The 17,562-nt window shown below is 54.4% G+C and carries 14 protein-coding genes; 8 read left to right on the top strand and 6 right to left on the bottom strand.

The window, feature by feature from the left end; genetic code table 11:
• The first annotated feature begins 11 nt into the window (after positions 1-11).
• From glnE to hldE, 7 genes are all read left to right on the top strand, one after another.
• Positions 12-2,960, top strand: a complete 2,949-nt coding sequence (glnE, locus tag AACY82_RS04825; RefSeq protein WP_339615649.1) for a bifunctional [glutamate--ammonia ligase]-adenylyl-L-tyrosine phosphorylase/[glutamate--ammonia-ligase] adenylyltransferase — start codon at positions 12-14, stop codon at positions 2,958-2,960.
• A 60-nt stretch (positions 2,961-3,020) separates the two neighbouring features.
• Positions 3,021-3,950 carry a branched-chain amino acid transaminase gene (locus tag AACY82_RS04830; protein ID WP_339615650.1) on the top strand — a complete coding sequence of 310 codons (930 nt, stop codon included), beginning with the start codon at positions 3,021-3,023 and terminating at the stop codon, positions 3,948-3,950.
• 8 nt (positions 3,951-3,958) lie between these two features.
• Positions 3,959-5,014: a lipopolysaccharide heptosyltransferase II gene (waaF, locus tag AACY82_RS04835; RefSeq protein ID WP_339615651.1), complete on the top strand. Its 1,056-nt coding sequence runs from the start codon at positions 3,959-3,961 to the stop codon at positions 5,012-5,014.
• A 197-nt stretch (positions 5,015-5,211) separates the two neighbouring features.
• Positions 5,212-6,534 carry an O-antigen ligase family protein gene (locus tag AACY82_RS04840; RefSeq protein WP_339615652.1) on the top strand — a complete coding sequence of 441 codons (1,323 nt, stop codon included), beginning with the start codon at positions 5,212-5,214 and terminating at the stop codon, positions 6,532-6,534.
• Positions 6,494-7,318, top strand: a complete 825-nt coding sequence (locus AACY82_RS04845; RefSeq protein WP_339615653.1) for a glycosyltransferase family 2 protein — start codon at positions 6,494-6,496, stop codon at positions 7,316-7,318. Before AACY82_RS04840 ends, AACY82_RS04845 begins: the two co-directional genes overlap by 41 nt.
• A 13-nt stretch (positions 7,319-7,331) precedes the next feature.
• A complete protein-coding gene (gene msbA / locus AACY82_RS04850; RefSeq protein WP_339615654.1) occupies positions 7,332-9,104 on the top strand; it encodes a lipid A export permease/ATP-binding protein MsbA in 1,773 nt (590 codons plus the stop codon).
• Between the two features lie 32 nt (positions 9,105-9,136).
• Positions 9,137-10,570 (top strand): bifunctional D-glycero-beta-D-manno-heptose-7-phosphate kinase/D-glycero-beta-D-manno-heptose 1-phosphate adenylyltransferase HldE, encoded by a 1,434-nt coding sequence (gene hldE, locus AACY82_RS04855; protein ID WP_339615655.1) that lies wholly within the window; start codon positions 9,137-9,139, stop codon positions 10,568-10,570.
• 378 nt (positions 10,571-10,948) lie between these two features.
• Here the strand turns inward: hldE and AACY82_RS04860 are convergent, their stop codons facing one another.
• The 6 genes from AACY82_RS04860 to AACY82_RS04885 all read right to left on the bottom strand — a co-directional run bounded on the left by AACY82_RS04860 (position 10,949) and on the right by AACY82_RS04885 (position 17,053).
• Complete coding sequence (locus tag AACY82_RS04860; protein WP_339615656.1) at positions 10,949-11,638, bottom strand: hypothetical protein; 690 nt, start codon at positions 11,636-11,638, stop codon at positions 10,949-10,951.
• Positions 11,639-11,778: 140 nt separating this feature from the next.
• Positions 11,779-12,159, bottom strand: coding sequence for a DUF971 domain-containing protein (locus tag AACY82_RS04865; protein ID WP_339615657.1), 381 nt, complete (start codon positions 12,157-12,159; stop codon positions 11,779-11,781).
• A 24-nt stretch (positions 12,160-12,183) separates the two neighbouring features.
• Positions 12,184-13,500 carry an ATP-dependent protease ATPase subunit HslU gene (gene hslU / locus AACY82_RS04870; protein WP_339615658.1) on the bottom strand — a complete coding sequence of 439 codons (1,317 nt, stop codon included), beginning with the start codon at positions 13,498-13,500 and terminating at the stop codon, positions 12,184-12,186.
• Positions 13,501-13,518: 18 nt separating this feature from the next.
• On the bottom strand, positions 13,519-14,058 hold the full coding sequence (gene hslV / locus AACY82_RS04875) for an ATP-dependent protease subunit HslV (protein ID WP_339615659.1): 540 nt from the start codon (positions 14,056-14,058) through the stop codon (positions 13,519-13,521).
• A 123-nt stretch (positions 14,059-14,181) separates the two neighbouring features.
• Positions 14,182-14,766, bottom strand: a complete 585-nt coding sequence (locus AACY82_RS04880; protein WP_339615660.1) for an SPOR domain-containing protein — start codon at positions 14,764-14,766, stop codon at positions 14,182-14,184.
• A 91-nt stretch (positions 14,767-14,857) separates the two neighbouring features.
• Entirely contained in the window at positions 14,858-17,053 is a 2,196-nt protein-coding gene (locus AACY82_RS04885; RefSeq protein ID WP_339615661.1) for a primosomal protein N', read from the bottom strand.
• A gap of 273 nt (positions 17,054-17,326) precedes the next feature.
• Between AACY82_RS04885 and rpmE the strand changes: the two genes are divergently transcribed.
• Positions 17,327-17,545, top strand: a complete 219-nt coding sequence (gene rpmE, locus AACY82_RS04890; protein WP_339615662.1) for a 50S ribosomal protein L31 — start codon at positions 17,327-17,329, stop codon at positions 17,543-17,545.
• The last annotated feature ends 17 nt before the right edge of the window (positions 17,546-17,562 follow it).

Below are 17,562 nucleotides of genomic sequence, written 5' to 3' on the forward strand. Positions count from 1 at the left end.
TAGGAGTAACTATGACCGATCGTTGGAAGCTACCCGCGCCGCTATCAAGCAGTGCCGATAACTGTCTAGAAAGCCTGCAAGACGCGCTTGTTCGCGAAAGCGTTAGTGAGCCGGCGGCTCTGATTGATGGCATACAAGGTGCGCCTGATGCTAGCGAGTTTATGGCACAGCTGCGCTACGTGTTGGCGTGCAGTGAGTTTGTGACGAAAACCCTAAACGTGAACCCCGCCCATTTGATCGCTTTGGTGAGTGATGGTTTATTTCGCCCGCAGACCTCAGACGATATCCAGGCACTGTCAGGCCGGCTTGCCGCCTGCGTTGATCAGCGAGAGTTAGACCGGACGCTACGGTTGGAGCGCAACCGCGCCATGGTGCGTATTATCTGGCGTGACTTTACCCGCGCGGCGAGTATGACGGAAACCACGGCCGAGTTGTCGGCGCTGGCCGATACGATGATCCATGGGGCCCTTAATTGGCACTACAGCGCCTTGACTGAGCGCTTTGGCGAACCCGTCGGGCAGGAATCCGGCGCCGTGCAGCCTTTGGTGGTGTTGGGTATGGGCAAGCTGGGCGCGTGCGAGCTAAACGTTTCCTCCGATATCGATTTGATTTTTTCCTACCCCGAGGCGGGCGAGACTAACGGCGAGAAAAAAACCTTAAGCAACCAAGAGTTTTTCGTCCGGTTGGGGCAAAAGCTGATTCAGAGTTTAGATACTAACAGCGCCGATGGCTTTGTGTTTCGCGTCGATATGCGTTTACGGCCGCACGGGCAAAGCGGGGCACTGGTGCAAAACTTTGACGCCATGGAAAGCTACTATCAGTCGCAGGGGCGCGATTGGGAGCGCTACGCCATGATCAAGGCGCGGCCCGTGGCCTGGGTGACCGGGGGCGAGAGTGCCTGCGCTGAGTTAATGCAGTTACTGGCGCCTTTTACCTATCGCCAATACGTCGACTTTAGTGTGATTGAATCCTTGCGCGCCATGAAAGGGCTGATTAACCGTCAGGTGCAACGCAAAGGCATGGACTTGGACGTCAAGCTCGGCGTTGGTGGTATCCGCGAAATCGAGTTTGTGGTGCAGTTGTTTCAGTTGATTCGCGGTGGGCGCGATTTGGCGTTGCGCGAGCGTCAGGTGTGCAAATTGTTGCCCCTGTTAGAGCAGGAAAAATATTTACCAGAGGGCAGCGGCACCGGGTTACTTGAGGCCTATGTGTTTTTGCGCAATACCGAGCACGGAATTCAGGGCTACCAAGATCGTCAGACGCAATCGCTACCGACAGATGAGCTTGATCGTTTGCGCTTGGCGGTGGTGATGGGGTATTCCGACTGGGAGAGCTTTACCGCCGCCCTGGAGGGGCATCGCGCGCTGGTTAATCGAGAGTTTCAGGAAGTGATTGCCGACCCTGATGCCGAGCACGACGTGGACAGCGAATCGTTGGATGCGTGGTTTAGCGTATGGGAGGTATCAGACTCTGACCAGCAAGCACTAGAGGTGTTAACGGAAGCGAACTGGGTTAACGCCGAGCGCGTGCTCGCTTTGCTGGACGATTTGCGCCAAAGTCGTCCGGTGCTGTCGATGCAGGCATCCAGCCGCACCCGATTGGACGCCTTTATGCCGCGTTTACTGCACGCGTTGGATCAGGCCCCTGAAATCGAAGCGGCCGAAGGCTTGAAGCGGGTGTTGCCGTTTGTTGAGGCCGTGGCGCGGCGCAGCGCTTACTTGGTGTTGCTGGTTGAAAACCCTACCGCGATGCAACAGTTGGTGCGTTTGAGCGCGGCCAGCCCCTGGATTGCCGATGAGCTCGCTGCACACCCCATTTTGCTGGACGAGCTGCTCACCCCTGAAAGTCTTTATGCCCCCCCGGGTAAAGATGAGCTGCGCGATGAAATGCGGCGCGAAGTATTACGCATGAGCTGGGATGACCTTGAGGGTCACATGGAGTCGCTGCGCTATTTTCGCTCGGCCCACGCGCTGCGTGTTGCCGCCAGTGAGGTCACCGGTGCTTTGCCCTTGATGAAGGTGAGCGATTACCTCACCTATATTGCCGAGGTGATTTTAGAGCACGTATTAGCGCTGGCGTGGGAAAATATGGTCGCCCGGTACGGCTTCCCTTGCCGCAAAGACGGCTCAGAAGAGCGTGAACCCAACCTAATTATTGTCGGTTACGGCAAGCTTGGCGGCATCGAGCTGGGCCACGGCTCGGATTTAGATCTGGTGTTTATCCACGATACCGACACTCAGGGCAGCACCGATGGCGAAAAATCGGTGGATAACCAAACGTTTTATACGCGTTTGTGTCAGCGCATTATTCATATCATCACCACTCAAATGCCGTCGGGGAAGTTGTACGAGGTGGATATGCGTCTGCGGCCATCCGGCAATTCCGGCATGCTAGTGACGTCGCTGGCGGCCTATGAGAAATACCAATTTACCGAGGCTTGGACTTGGGAGCACCAGGCGGCTGTGCGAGCCAGACCGGTTGCCGGTGATCCGGCATTGGCCGGGCGCTTTGAAAAAGTGCGTGAAGCGGTTCTCACCCGCGGGCGCGATGAGCCGACGTTGCGCCACGATGTGATTGAGATGCGCGAGAAAATGCGTGCGCATCTTGGCTCCTCAGATAAAAAGGAGCAACTATTTCACCTGAAGCAGGATGCTGGAGGTATCGTCGATATTGAATTTATGGTTCAATATGCGGTTTTGGCGTGGGCCCAAAAAGCGCCCAAGCTTACCCAGTACACGGACAACATCCGTATACTGGAGACACTGGAGCAGGTCGGTCTGATGACCGCTGAAACAGTCGCCCAACTGATTGAAGCCTACAAGGCTTATCGGTCCACCGGACACCGCCTTGCGTTACAGCGCCAGGAGGCGGTACTGCAAGGCGCAGATGAATTCACCGCCGAGCGTCAGCAAGTAAGTGATTTGTGGCAGCAACTAATGCTGGGCCCGGATCAAGCCTAACCGCTCGTTGGGGGCATCGCGCCCTTCCCTTATATTTTGTAAATTTTTTAGGAGTTGGCTATGTCATTTGCCGATCGCGACGGCGTTATCTGGCTGGATGGCGAACTGGTACCTTGGCGCGATGCGCGGGTACACGTACTGACCCACACCTTGCACTACGGCATGGGTGTGTTTGAAGGGGTTCGTGCTTACGAAACTGCCGAAGACGGCACTTGTATTTTCCGCTTGCAAGAGCATACCGACCGGTTGTTCCGCTCGGCGCATATTATGCGTATGAAATTGCCGTTTGATAAAGCGCAGCTTAACGAAGCGCAAAAGCTTGTGGTGCGTGAAAATAACCTGCAAGAGAGCTACTTGCGGCCGATGGCTTTTTACGGCTCCGAAGGCATGGGCTTGCGTGCTGACAACCTGAAAGTACATGTCATGGTGGCCGCCTGGAATTGGCCCTCGTATATGTCCCCTGAGGCTCGGGATCTGGGCATTAAAGTTCGTACCTCAAGCTATACGCGTCACCATGTGAACATCTCCATGTGTAAGGCAAAGGCTAACGGCCACTACATCAACTCGTTGTTGGCGCTGCAAGAGGCGCTCGACAGCGGCTGCGAAGAAGCACTGCTGCTCGATAACGAAGGGTATGTGGCCGAGGGCAGTGGCGAGAACGTGTTTGTGATTCGCGACAAAATTATCTATACGCCTGAGCTGACATCGTGCCTCGACGGCATTACGCGCAACACAATTTTTGCCCTAGCCGCTGAGTGCGGTTATGAAGTGCGCGAAAAACGCATCACCCGCGACGAAGTTTATATTGCCGATGAGGTCTTCTTTACCGGTACTGCGGCCGAGGTGTTGCCGATTCGTGAGCTGGATGGCCGTATGATTGGCGAAGGCAAGCGCGGACCGATGACGACCGAGTTGCAAGGCTTATATTTTGATGCCGTTAAAGGCCGCTTGGCACAACACAAAGGTTGGCTGGCCCCCATTGCCGGTTAATTATCTTTGTGAGTAACTCCAGCTCGGCTCGACGTACCCTGATTGTCGGCCCCTCGTGGGTCGGCGATATGGTGATGGCGCAAAGTTTATTTAAGCTGCTGCGCCAAGCGCATCCAGGCAGTGAGATCGATGTGTTGGCACCGGCCTGGAGCCGGCCGCTAACCGAGCGTATGCCCGAAGTGGCCGCCAGTATTGATATGCCTCTGGGGCACGGTCAGTTGTTGCTGGGCGAACGCTATCGGCTTGGCCGTGCGCTTGCAAAGCGCGGCTATAGCCGCGCTTATATTTTACCTAACTCTCTTAAGTCAGCCTTAATCCCCGTCTTTGCTGGTATCGAAACACGTATTGGTTGGCGCGGCGAGATGCGCTTTGGCTTGATCAATGATATCCGCAAACTCGACCCCAAGCGCTATCCGTTAATGGTTGAGCGTTTTGCCGCTTTGGCATTTGCGCCGGGCGCGCCACTGCCAAAGGCTTTGCCGCGCCCCGAGCTACACGTAGAGCCCGAAGCGCTACCGGCATTGGGTGAGCAATATCAATTAACACTCGAGCGGCCGGTGTTGGCGCTGTGCCCGGGTGCCGAGTTTGGCCCGGCTAAACAGTGGCCCGCCGAGCATTATGCGACTGTGGCGGCGCGCGCTATCGATGCCGGCTGGCAGGTGTGGCTATTTGGCTCAGAAAAAGACCGAGCGGTGGCCGAGGCTATTATTGCTGAAGTCCCCGAGCGCGATCGCAAGGCTTGTTATTCGTTGGCAGGGCGTACCAGTTTGGCTGACGCCATTGATCTTATGGCCGCCGCCGCCGCAGTGGTTAGCAACGACTCGGGCTTGATGCACATAGCCGCCGCACTAGGGCGTCCGCTGGTGGCCGTTTACGGCTCGACATCCGCCGATTTCACGCCTCCGTTAAGTGATCGTGTTGCGGTTGTATCGCAATCGCTGGAGTGTCAGCCGTGCTTTAAGCGCGAGTGCCCGCTTGAGCATTTGCGCTGCCTGCGCGAGCTTAAGCCAGCGCGGGTATTAACGGCTTTAGCGGGCTTGACCGATGGCGCCATTGGTCAGTGATGTTACAGTTTTTCACAGCTTGGCAGACTCGCTCGGTATCAGGCTGTTGAGTTTTATGCTTCAATACGCCGGCGCTGGTCGCAGCGAAACGATATCACGGAGACCGGCACTATCTATCGTCACTACAGATGTTCCGGCTGCTACGACATTGAGTGCAATAACAAGCATGAATGCAAAGGTGTAGGTAAGATTTATTGATGAAACCGACAATCGCCGCTGATTTCGTTACGCCTTTTACCCCGCTGTGTCGCTATGCCTCGTACACAGTAGCGGCGGCGGTGGCTTTATGCCTCGCTATCCCCTCAGGTTACTCCTACGCGCCGGCGCTGTTGAGTCTGTGTAGTTTTCCGATTTTGTTAATTAAGCGCCCACACCTGCGTTTAGAGCGCTCGGACTGGTTGCTGATTGCCACGTTACTTTTTTATCTGGTGGTGTCAGCATCGATTAGCGCCTACCACCATTTACCGAGTAGCTCGTTTGAGGAGCCAAGTCGGTTTTTATTGACCATCCCGGTGCTGTTGTTTTTACTGGCTTATCCTCCGCGTGAAAGCTATTGGTGGGGCGCGCTAATAGTGGGGACGTTAGCGGGCGGCGCCATGGCACTGTGGCAAATGTTTGTCGAGGACCGTGTCCGCGCTGGTGGTTTTATGAACCCGATTCAGTTTGGTAATTTATCGCTGTTGATGGGGGGGCTGTGTTTAACCGGCATCGGTTGGGCGCGCCAGCAGCGCCACGCCACACTGTGGTGGGTCGCCCTTGCTGTGGCCGCTTTGGCCGGCGCCGTGGCATCTTTGGTGTCGGGCGCGCGAGGTGGTTGGCTGGCGTTACCGATAATGCTGGTTTTGCTCTATTTAGGTTATCGGCGCTATTTACCTAAGCGCACACTGGCGTTAGCGCTGGCGGTATTAGCGGTGGGGTTGGTAGTGCTGTATTTTACGCCCCAGACTGGGGTTCAGGCACGTATCGATCGTGCGGTTGATGATTATCAGGATTACAGCGCTGGTGTGCGCATGAATAGCTCGGTCGGAATGCGGCTTGAGATGTGGAGCGCCGGCACTAGGTTAGCCGTGCAGAAGCCAATGTTGGGCTGGGGTGAGTCAGCTTATGGCCAAAAGCTAACCGGCATGATTGATGATGATCGTTCGCGGGTTATTATCAGTCATTATGATCATGTTCACAGCGATTCCCTAGATGCTTTTTTACGGCGGGGTTTGTTGGGTCTGTTTGCATTGCTTTTGGTATATGCAGTGCCTTTCACGCTGTTCGCGCGTAAGTTTTTACGCGGTGGTGTAGGAGACACTTACGCGGTCGCCGGTATGATTTTGGTGGCCTCGATTGCAACCTTTGGTTTGACTCAAGCGTTTTTTCGCCATAACAGTGGCGTAACCGTTTATTTGTTTTACTTAGTGGTGTTATGGGCTTATCTGCGGGCCGCGGAGCAGCGTACGGTCGCCTCTTACGTTAAGGGAGCCAATGCCGATGGCAGTGCATCGGCGCTCGCGGGTGAACGCCTTGAGTGAGGCCGCTAAAGCAGCAGCCGAGGTCCGACTGTCCGCTGTCTTAATCGTAAAAGACGAAGCGAATAAGCTGGCAGAGTGTTTGGCTAGTTTGCAATTTGCCCACGAGATTGTGGTGCTTGATTCCGGCAGTGGTGATCGCACGGTCGAAATTGCCCGCGAATATGGCGCCCGTGTTGTCGTTAACAGCGACTGGCAAGGGTTTGGGGTGCAGCGCCAACGGGCGCAAGCGTTGGCGACAGGTGATTGGGTGCTGATGATCGACGCCGATGAGCGGGTGACACCGGAGCTGCGCAGCAATATCGAAACTGCCATTTGTTCAGGGCCCGCAATTTATTATATCAATCGCCTGAGTTGGTGCTTTGGCCGGTTTATGCGTCACACCGCAATGTATCCCGACTGGATTCCACGGTTGTATCCTCGCACGCAAGCGGGCTTTGATGATACCCGGGTCCACGAGCGCTTGAGCAACCCTCAAAATTTACCAGAAAGGCGCCTCGAAGGCGATTTGCTGCATTTAGTGTACGATGATGTCCGGCACTTGGTTAGTAAGTCAGCCCTTTACGCCGAGCAGTGGGCAATCGCCCGCGCTGAGGCAGGGCGTACTTGTTCTTTGCTGTCGGCAATTAGTCACGGGCTGTCTTGTTTTGTTCGGATGTATTTTTTACGTCGCGGCTTTCTCGATGGGGGCCAAGGGTTTGTGATCGCTGTGGTGATGTCTCACTCGACTTTTGTAAAATACGCCGATCTTTGGGTGCGCACACGGCCCAAACCTAATTCACCCTGAACCTGAAGGGCCTATGAATCGCAACAACGCTAACAACCCTAACGCCGCTTCCGAGACGGCCTCACTGACGGTATATTTAAGACTGCTGGCGTACCTTAAACCCCACCGTATGTTGTTTGGTTTTAGCGTCTTGGGTTTTTTGGTGTACTCGGCGGCGCAGCCGGCAATGGCTCAGTTTTTGGATTACCTGTTAACCTTTATTGAAGCCGAAGAGCGCGGCCCCGCATGGATGCCCTCATTGATTATCTTAGGCATTATTGTGGTGCGCGGACTGGGTGGTTTTGTGGGTAATTACCTTATCGCCAAGGTGTCCTTTCTGGTGGTTGATACCTTGCGGGTACAGCTATTCAGCCATATGGTTTATTTGCCCGGCGAGTATTTTGATCGTAATGATTCAGGCCAGCTGATGTCGGTGATCACCTTTAACGTCAATAATGTTACGACCGCATCCACCGAAGCCTTAAAAACCTTGATCCGGGAAGGGACCACGGTCATAGCGTTATTGGCTTACTTGTTTTACAAAGACTGGGCGTTAACGTTGCTGATGATGACGGTGGTGCCGCTGATTGCAGCATTGGTCGGCTTTGTGGGAAAACGTTTGCGTCGGCTGAGTACTAAAGTGCAGCACAGCATGGGCGAGATCACTCAGGTTAGCTCGGAGATGATCAATGGTTACCGAGTGATGCGCAGCTTTGGTGGCGAAGCGTACGAAAAGCGCCGCTTTGCCGACGCCAGTTGGCGCAACTACTTGCAGAATTTAAAAATTGTTTTAACCACCACCCTGAATACGCCTTTGATTCAAACCTTAGTGGCGCTATCGATGGGGGCGCTTTTGTGGGTGGCGCTGGGCTATATCGAGATCAGTGACGCTAGCGCGTTTATCGCTTACTTTATGGCGGTGGGCATGGTGCTAAAGCCCATGCGCCAGTTAAGCGAGATTGTACCGGTGATTCAAAAAGGTGTGGCCGCCGCTGACAGCGTGTTTCAGGTGCTGGACGAAAAAACCGAGCAGGATACCGGTAGCTACAGCGTCGAGCGTGTTAGCGGTAAGGTGTCGATTCGCGATTTAAGCTTTGCCTATGACGACGATAAACCCGTGCTTAAAGGGGTGTCGCTGGAGGTTGGTGCCGGTGAAACAGTGGCATTGGTGGGGCGCTCCGGTAGCGGAAAATCGACGTTAGTGAGCGTGTTGTCGCGTTTTTACCATCAATTTGATGGCGCGCTCGATATCGACGACGTCAGCATCTGTGACTACCGTTTGGCGAACCTGAGGGCCCAAATATCACTGGTGACGCAAAACGTCGTGCTGTTTAACGATACGGTGGCCAACAATATAGCCTACGGCGCGTTGCAGGATATTGGCGAAGAAAAGATCCGCAAGGCGGCGGAGTTAGCTTACGCACTGGAGTTTATTGAGCAGCTACCCGACGGCTTTAATACTGTCATCGGAGAAGGTGGTACGCGCCTCTCTGGAGGGCAGCGTCAGCGCTTGGCGATTGCGCGCGCGATTTTAAAAGATGCGCCCATTTTGTTATTGGATGAAGCCACCTCGGCATTGGATAACGAATCGGAGCGATATATTCAGCAAGCGCTGGAAACCGTCTCTAAAGGGCGCACAACTTTTGTTATCGCGCATCGGTTATCGACCATCGAGCAAGCTGATAAAATCGTGGTCATGGACGCCGGTGAGATTGTCGAGCAGGGCACTCATCACGAGTTAATGGCGCTTAATGGTCACTACGCGCGCTTGCACAGCGCGTCTTTGTCCGATGTGCTGACGCTTTAATATTTACCGCCTGGCAATAAGGGCCGCAAACTATGCAACTTCCCGCAGCGCGTTTCGATCGCTCACAAATTCTCGTGGTTGGCGATGTTATGCTTGATCGTTATTGGCACGGTGACACCTCGCGTATTTCGCCCGAGGCACCGGTTCCGGTGGTACGAGTCGATGAGACAGACGATCGCGCCGGCGGAGCAGGTAATGTCGCGCTTAATATCGCCGCGTTAGGTGCGGGGGCGTCACTGATTAGTGTCGTGGGCGCTGATGAGGCGGCCGAGGTGTTACGCGGCCAATTAGCGGCCGCCGATATCCGCACCGACTTTCAGGTAGCCGAAGGTAAGCCGACCATCACCAAGTTGCGGGTTATGAGTCGTCACCAACAATTGTTGCGCATGGATTTTGAGCAACCCTTTGGTGCTGACGATGCGGCCCAGTTGCCCAGCAAAGTTGAAGCGATGTTGTCGAGTGTTGGGGTGTTGGTATTATCGGATTATGCCAAGGGTACTTTGGCTGACTGCCAGGCATTGATTCGCCTCGCGCGCGTCCGGCAAGTGCCGGTATTAGTGGACCCTAAAGGCACGGACTTTAGCCGCTACCGCGGCGCGACCCTGTTAACCCCTAACTTACACGAGCTAGAAGCTGTTGTCGGAGCCTGTCCGAGCGAACAAATACTAGTTGATAAAGCTTCGGCATTGATGGCGGAGCTGGATCTACAGGCGCTGTTGGTGACTCGTGGTGAACAGGGCATGACTTTGCTGAGACCGGGAATGGGAGAGCTGCATTTACCGGCGCGCGCGCGCGAGGTATTTGATGTTACCGGCGCAGGCGATACGGTAATTGCGACGCTGTCAGCTTCGATCGCCGCAGGTTATTCACTCGCCGAGGCCACCGGACTTGCCAACTTGGCCGCCAGCTTGGTGGTGGGTAAATTGGGTACCGCAACGATCAGTGGCCCTGAATTGCGCCGTGCGGTCGTTGCTGAGCAAGGGGTCGAGCGTGGTGTGGTTAGTACCGAGCAGTTATCACTGATACTGGCGGAGGCTCGCGCTCAAGGTGAAAAAATTGTTTTCACCAACGGTTGCTTCGATATTATCCACGCCGGTCATGTGGGTTATCTTGAGCAAGCCCGGACTTTAGGTGATCGGTTGGTGGTGGCGATTAACTCAGACGAATCAGTGCAGCGACTAAAAGGCCCATCGCGGCCGATCAATCCGGTCGATCGCCGTATGGCTGTGCTCGCAGGGCTGGAGGCGGTGGATTGGGTCGTCAGCTTTGGCGAAGATACCCCCGAGATTTTATTGCGTGAGTTGCGACCAGACGTGTTGGCAAAGGGCGGCGATTACAATGAAACCGAGGTGGTCGGCTGGGAAATCGTTAAAGAGTATAACGGTGACGTGGCAGTCTTGCGTTTTTACGATGACTGCTCAACGACTGGAATAATTAAATCGATACAAACACGTGAAGAGCGGTGAGGTTTCATTGTAAATAATCACGCTGCACGTGGAGCCAATAGTAATACCGAATTTATAGGTCCCATTAAGTGGAGACGCACTGATAAATGCGGGTTGGGTATTATCAGGGATTAATAGAGCGGTATAGGGCATCTCGCTTCGTGCCTTTAGGTCCCCGCGGTTTTTATTCTCATTCGTCGTGGTACAGCTCTTATGTGAACGCTGGCTTGGTATGTGAATGAGGTAGTTCTGGCTCCTCGCTGGTTGTTTTGTCGCCCGCTTAAACAGTGATACAGGAAACGGGCGTGACCTCGAACATGTGATGCAAGCATTTCAGCGATTATTGCTTAATTTATGTATAGTGTCTTAAGAAAATAAACATTATAAAACGCGGCGTTGCTAGGAGTTGCTTGAGGCTCGTTTAGTCGATTCCCGGCGATATACATGTAAATAACAAAATAGTGCGATAGTCAGAGAGTAAGGCGCCCCCAGTTCAAACACCTCTTCGATAATGGTGGTGTGCACCTCAGTGTGCATGCTGACACTGATTCCGATGTCTCCCAGTTTGCGGGCGATACCGTCTAGAGTTCGTGCCACGACGAGTAGCCCGCCTGCGCACGCGACGCTTAGCGCGACCATATTAAACTCTACGGCCCTTGCTAGTAGCGGTTTTAAGTATTTGCTGATCAAAGTGATAAATAGCCAAATTACCAATAGAACAATAGCAAGGGTTATCGCTTTTTCGAGTAGGGAAACGTCGGGCGAGCGGAAGGTGGCTGATTTGAATAGCCCGAGGGTGGAGTAGCGCTTGTCGAAGTCCAGCTCGCGCAACCCGAGTAATGTCACGGAGATAATCAACGGGTAGTGATGTTTTATCACATGCCTTCCGCCGAGCACCAGCATTAGGCCCGCGCAGATTAGGTAGCCGAGCGCTGAGGTCAGGTCAATTAACCCACCCTCACGTGCCGCATGTCTGGTGATAGCGTCGTCGATTTGTAAGTAATAGGCAATAATGGCGCCCAGCGATAGCAGCAACAAACTTTGCAGCCAAAAATAACGCAGTGGACGAAAAGCGGATACGGTGGTCATTATAAAGGGCCAGCTGAGCAAAAGTTGGCTATTGTAGCGAGTAATCAGCCAAAACGCGAAAATGCGCCAATGTTGTAATGAGCGTTAGGTGTGCTTGGGGTAATTATTGTGGTCGGTAGGTAGCCCTTAGGCAAGAGCGTTTACATGAGCTTGATCACTTGGACGTCATCCGGTAAACGGCTCGCGCCGGCTTTTTTTAGGGCTTCGAGGTAATCCTGCCAGTAGCGATCGTGGTGCTGGCAAAAGTCATACAGCTGTGCCCAGGTATAGATACCCGTGTCGTGGCCGTCGTCAAACACTAGCTTAATGGCGTAATTGCCAACCGCCTCAATGCGCTTGATGTTAACGTCCTGCTTGCCGGTTTGCAGTACGGCTTGGCCCGGGCCGTGGCCTTTGACCTCGGCACTGGGGGAGTGCACCCGCAAAAACTCGGCGCTAAGGCGGTAGTGCTCGGCGCCGAACTGGAACTCCAGTTCGGCGCTTTTGCGGTGTTGCGTGATGCGATCCGGGGCTTTACTCATTAGCGCTTTCTATTCAACCTTTACTTAAAGAATGTACCGGCTTAAGTCTTCATTCTGCGCCAGTTCGCCCAGTTGTTCTTCGACATAGGCGGCATCAATCGATACCTCCTCGTCACCGCCGCCAGCATCGAATGAAATGCTTTCAAGTAATCGTTCGAGCAGCGTGTGCAGTCGGCGAGCGCCAATATTCTCGGTGCGCTCATTAACCTCGTAGGCCATTTCGGCAATGCGACGAATACCATCGGCAGTGAATTGAATTTTTACACCTTCGGTATTCATTAGAGCTTGATGCTGCTCCGTCAATGACGCGGATGGTTCCGTCAGAATACGCTCAAAGTCATCGGGAGTCAGCGCCTGCAGTTCTACCCGGATAGGTAGGCGACCCTGCAGCTCGGGGATTAAGTCTGAGGGCTTGCTTAAATGAAACGCCCCTGAGGTGATAAACAGAATGTGATCAGTTTTCACCATGCCGTGCTTGGTGCTAACGGTGCAGCCTTCAATAAGTGGCAGTAAATCGCGTTGTACACCCTCGCGAGAGACATCGGTGCCGCCACTTTCGCCGCGCTTGGCTACTTTATCGATCTCATCGATAAAGACGATACCGTTTTGTTCGACCGACTCAATCGACTGCGCTTTTAAGTCTTCGTTGTTAACGAGTTTGGCGGCCTCTTCCTCTTGCAGGGTTTTAAGGGCCTGTTTAACGGTCATCTTGCTGCTTTGTTTTTTGTCGTTCGACATGGACGAGAACATGTTTTGCAGCTGGCTGGTCATCTCCTCCATGCCGGGTGGCGCCATAATTTCGACTCCAACGGGAGTGGCTGAAACTTCGATTTCGATCTCGCGCTCATCCAGCTCGCCTTCACGCAATTTTTTACGAAAGATTTGACGGGTGTTCTCGCCGCTGTCGGTCTCTTGCTCGCCGCGCGCTTTGGGTAGCAAAACGTCAAGTACGCGATCTTCGGCCGCTTCGGCGGCGCGCAACTCGACGCGCTTCATGGCCTGTTCGCGTTGCATCTTCATGGCGCTTTCGACTAGGTCGCGAATGATGGATTCAACGTCGCGGCCGACGTAGCCGACTTCGGTAAATTTGGTGGCCTCAACTTTAATAAAGGGCGCGTTAGCCAGCTTGGCTAAGCGGCGGGCGATTTCGGTTTTACCGACGCCGGTGGGGCCAATCATTAAAATATTCTTGGGGGTTATTTCAGCTCGCAGGTCGGTATCAACTTGCATGCGGCGCCAGCGGTTACGCAGGGCAATGGCCACTGAACGCTTGGCTTGATTCTGACCGACAATAAAGCGGTCGAGCTCGTGAACAATTTCACGGGGAGTCATGCTAGACATATCGATATTACTCGCGGGTTAGTAGTCCAGTGTTTCGATGGTCTGGTTGTGATTGGTGTAGATGCAGACGTCGCCGGCAATGTTGAGGCTTTTGTTGACGATGCTACCGGCGTCGAGCTCTGTGTTGTCCAGCAGGGCGCGTGCGGCTGATTGCGCGAAAGCACCGCCAGAGCCGATGGCGATTAAGTCGTCCTCGGGCTGAATCACATCGCCATTACCGGTAATAATGAGTGACGCATCTTTGTCTGCGACCGCTAGCAGCGCCTCCAGCTTGCGCAGTGAGCGCTCGGTGCGCCAGTCTTTGGCAAGCTCTACCGCCGCGCGGGTCAGCTGGCCGTTGTAGGCCTCGAGCTTTGCTTCAAAGCGCTCAAATAAGGTGAAGGCGTCGGCGGTGCCCCCGGCAAAGCCGGCCAAAACCTGATCTTTGTATAGGCGCCGCACTTTGCGGGCATTACCTTTCATAATGGTGTTGCCCAGTGATACCTGGCCGTCGCCACCGATGACTACGGTGTTGCCACGGCGCACGGAGAGTATGGTGGTGCCTCGGTACTGTTCCACAGAAAGTCCTTTATGCCTTAGAGGGTGCAATTAAAAATATTAGATGCCGCACAAATGGGTGGCGGCGTTGAAGAGATTAGATGGGGGCGCGCTTGATAATTTCAAGCGCAGTGGTGGACGCGGCTAGCCGCCGGGTTTGCGTTTGAGTACCAGCGCATTGTACTGGTTGGTTACCAGCGTTGTGCGGGCTTTGGATAGTTTGCTTTGATTATCGAACGGGCCGACCACTACGCGGTGCCAGCGCTCACCATTGTTAATGGTCACGCTTTCGGTACGGGCATCTAAATTTAGCAAGATCAGTTGCGCACGCAGTTTATCGGCGTCATCAGGGTTGCGAAACGAACCTACTTGCAACAGGTATTCGACTGGCGTTGCCGGTGGCGTGTCGTCGCTGCGGCGATTTGGCTCAGTGGCTGGCACGATCACCTCTTCCTCTTGCAGTAACTTATAAAAATCAAAGCGTGGCTTGGGCAGCGGCGCTTTTTTGTTTGGGTCGGCAGCGGGTTTTGTTTGTGGCTCGGGTGTGCTTTGTTTGGCCGCTATTTGTGGTGCCGGGTGATTGGGTGAAATACCCCATAGATAAACCAGGAACATGACAAAGGCCCCTAGCATGGAGCCAATAAACAGCCAGACCCATGCAGGTGCTTGGTTGCGGGGCTTTGTAGCCTTGGGTGCAGGGCGTTTTTTGCGGGCGTAATCGCGGGTCATGGCTGTTCGCTTAACGATAAAAGCCGCTATTTTACGGGCGCGAGTGCCACCGCTGCAATTGCTTGTGGTCAATAAGCGCGAATGAGTTGAATCAGCCCATTTCTTGAGGGTCGATATCGATCGACCAGCGAGTGGTGCGGCTGGCTTTTTGCGCGCTAATAAGGGCAATGAGTTGACGGATATAAACGCTAAGCGTGCGGCGACTGAGTGCTTTAAACTGGAGTAAGTAGCGAAACCGCTGGCCGCGCTTTTCCATTAACGCGGGCATGGGGCCTAGTATTTGTATCTGCTGATCGGTTTGAATCGATTCGGCGAGCTCGCGAGCTTGCTGTAAAAACGCCATGGCAGCGCCGGGGTTGGGGGCGTCGGCCCGCAGTAGCGCGAGAAATGCCAGCGGCGGCATTAAGGTTAGCTCGCGCTCATCGAGCAGCGCCTGGGCAAATTGGCCGTAGCCTTGGTTAAGTAACAGTTGCAGCAACGGGTGATCACCGTGCTGACTTTGCAGTAATACTTGGCCGGGTTGCTCAGCGCGACCGGCGCGACCGGCGACTTGAGTAATTAGCTGGCCCATGCGTTCGGGGCCGCGAAAGTCGGCGCTAAAAAGGCCGCTGTCCACATCCAAAATAACGACCAGAGTCACCTTGGGAAAGTGGTGCCCTTTGGCGAGCATTTGCGTACCCACTAAAATACACGGCTCGCCCTCATGAACCCTATCGATGAGGGCGTCTAGCGCGCCTTTGTTGCGAGTTGAGTCTCGGTCAATACGAATGACTGGCGTGCTGGGAAATGCGCGGCTTAAATACTCTTCACTGCGCTCGGTACCGGCCCCTAAGGGCTCTAGCCGGTGACTTTGACAAGACTCGCAGCGCTTGGCTGGCGCTTGTTGATAATCACAGTGATGGCAGTGTAGGTGATAGGGGTTGCGGTGCAGCGTAAGCCGCGCATCACAGTGCGGGCAGCTTAGCTGGTGGCCGCAATCGCGACATTGCAATATCGGGGCAAAACCTCGGCGATTGAGAAATACGAGCGCCTGATTACCAGCGTTGGTGTGTCGCGCCAGTGCCTCTAAGGCCTCTGGCGTTAGGCCGTGGTGCTCGGTGGCCGCTTGGCTATCGATCACTTCGATGGGGGTGGCTGGGTTGGCGGTCGCTCGCCGCGTCAGGTGGAGGTGCTGGTAGCGTCCATTTTGCGCGTTATGCAGTGTCTCGAGCGATGGTGTGGCCGACCCTAAAATCAACGGGATGTTAAGTTTTTGAGCGCGTACAACGGCGAGATCCCGTGCTGAGTAACGAAATCCGTCTTGTTGTTTGAATGAGCCATCGTGCTCTTCATCAATAATGATCAGCCCGGGGGTGGCTAATGGCGTGAATATAGCCGAGCGAGTGCCAATGACGACTCGCGCCTCGCCTTGGGCGGCGCGCACCCAGCTATTGAGGCGCTCGGTATCGTTTAGGCCCGAATGTACGGCGCAGACACTGGGGCCAAAACGGCGGCGAAAGCGCGCTAGGGTTTGTGGTGTTAAGCCGATTTCGGGGACTAGAACCAGTGCTTGCGCCTGCGGATCGGCGGCCAGTGCGAGGGCGATGACTTGCAAATACACCTCGGTTTTGCCGCTGCCAGTGGTGCCGTCAAGTAGGTGCACGCCGAATTCATTAGGGGTAATCGCGTCGACAGCGATTTGTTGCTCGGTGTTTAAGGTGAGCGGCGATTGTCGGATGGTGGGGGTGTTTTGCTCCGTGGCAGGCTGAATAAGTTTTTTATCGCTTAACGCGCGCAGCGCCTCTCGGCTGCAGCCGGCGGCTTTAAGCTCGGCCCAGCTACTGGCGCCAGTTTGTTGTAGTTTGCTAATAATGCCGGCTTGTTGGCGGGCGCGCTTGAGGGCGCCGGTCGGTAGGCCGCGCCCTTCTTCGGTAAGGTCCCACAGTTGCGTGTTGCTGTCTGCTTTATGTTGCGCGGGGTTGCCCTGGCGCAATTGTGCGGGCAGGGCCGCTTGCAGTGCTTCCCCTAAAGGGGCTTGATAGTAGTCAGCGGCCCAGCGAATAAATTCGAGCAAGTGGTTGCTGATTAACGGCTGGTGGTCGATGACGCTGTCAATGGGTTTGATTTTATTGGCATCAAAGTCGCATTGGTCTGTGCTTGCGATGACGATTCCCACCAGTGAGCGCCCGCCAAAGGTGACCTTGACTCGGGCTCCGGGGATTGGCGCAGGCGTGGGCGCGAGATAATGAAACAGGGTGCGAACAGGTACGGGGAGCGCAATAAGTACAAACGGTGCAGAAGTCATCATTGGCGGCATCGGGCCTGACGTGGGTCATAAATAGTGAGGCGGTAGATCGAGGACATAGCTTACTGGATTTAAGGCCTTCTGTGGGTGTATTGGTATGGGCAAATTGTTGCTGGCGTCTATGGGCGGCATGCTTGGATGGAAAATGGGCAATTTTACTTGCTTTCGTTATTTATTCTGCTAGTATCGCCGCTCTCAAAATTTAGTTGCTTTAACCCTGCGGTACCGTGCTCGGCAAGTGATCGGGTGGCGGTACACAAAACATAGGCGAATATCATGCAAGCAGAAATTCATCCCCAGTATGTCGACGTAACTGCGACTTGCAGCTGCGGCAACACCATTAAAACCCGTTCTACTTTGGGCGAAGACTTCCACGTCGATGTTTGCTCTGAGTGTCACCCTTTCTATACCGGTAAGCAGAAAGTGGTTGATACCGGTGGCCGTATCGATCGCTTCAATAAGCGTTTCGGTGGTCGTATCGGCGGTAAAAAGTAAGTTTTTACCCGCTTGCG

Origin of the sequence: uncultured Gilvimarinus sp. (assembly GCF_963972205.1) — a bacterium.
Lineage (GTDB): Bacteria > Pseudomonadota > Gammaproteobacteria > Pseudomonadales > Cellvibrionaceae > Gilvimarinus > Gilvimarinus japonicus.